At 29.7% G+C, this 817-nt stretch carries 1 protein-coding gene; it reads right to left on the bottom strand.

Translation table 11 applies throughout. From position 1 onward, the window contains the following. Positions 1 to 41: 41 nt before the first annotated feature. On the bottom strand, positions 42 to 725 hold the full coding sequence (locus CH362_RS19100) for a hypothetical protein (RefSeq protein WP_100711901.1): 684 nt from the start codon (positions 723 to 725) through the stop codon (positions 42 to 44). Between the last annotated feature and the right edge of the window lie 92 nt (positions 726 to 817).

The following is an 817-nucleotide window of genomic DNA, read 5'->3' as shown; positions in this document are numbered from 1 at the left end:
GCGGAAGCACCGATAGTTAGGCGAAGGTTTTCTAACAATTTCTAAATTTTTATTTTCTTTAAAGATTCAATTAAAATATCCTTATCTGATATTACTGTTTCTATTTTATAAACGTAGTCTCGATCCCAATAAGCAAATATTTGATAATCGTTATTTTTTGAAGTCTTAAAAACATAGTACGTTTCATTCTCAGTTAATATAATAAACTCATCGATTGTATCTGGAGTAACTATCGAAGTTCTCAGACCTAATTTAAATAATTCTTTTCTAATTATTCTGTAATCATCAAAAATGCCAAACTTTATTGGCTTAACTGCCAAAACATCAAAGATCATATCTTTGCAAGGAATATCTGACAAATGCATCGACAAACGAAATACGTCTGCACAATGGACAGCTTGTTCTAAGGATAGCGTTTTTATTCCGTAGCTACTCTCAACGGATTCTGGAGCAATACAAAACGAGTGATATTCTCCGAATTGCTGACATTTCAATTGTTTATTAAGATTTAGTTTATTTAAGCTAAAAGTAGCATTCGAATTATTGATTCTAATTATTTGATCATCAGCAATTAACTTATAGTCATTTTGTTTATTGAGTTCTTCCAATTCTGATTTATAATCTAATAAAGCACACGAGATTGGATAAACGTATACATACATTATTAAAAGGACTAACATCAAAAAGAGAAATCGAATTAATTTATTGGCTAGAATTACTTTCATATTTAATATATTTCGTTATTGAATGAACTAAGACCTTTGACAAGATTATTTTGAAAACTTTCGCCTAACGACCAAGGTGTTCCGACGTTTGC

Source organism: Leptospira saintgironsiae (assembly GCF_002811765.1).
Taxonomy (GTDB): domain Bacteria; phylum Spirochaetota; class Leptospiria; order Leptospirales; family Leptospiraceae; genus Leptospira_B; species Leptospira_B saintgironsiae.
Note: the sequence above shows the minus strand (reverse complement) of the source record. Positions and strands in the feature narration are given on the sequence as shown.

Coding starts and splice junctions, on each gene's coding strand:
- CH362_RS19100 (WP_100711901.1), bottom strand. CDS start 725: ATGAAAGTAATTCTAGCCAATAAATTAATTCGATTTCTCTTTTTGATG.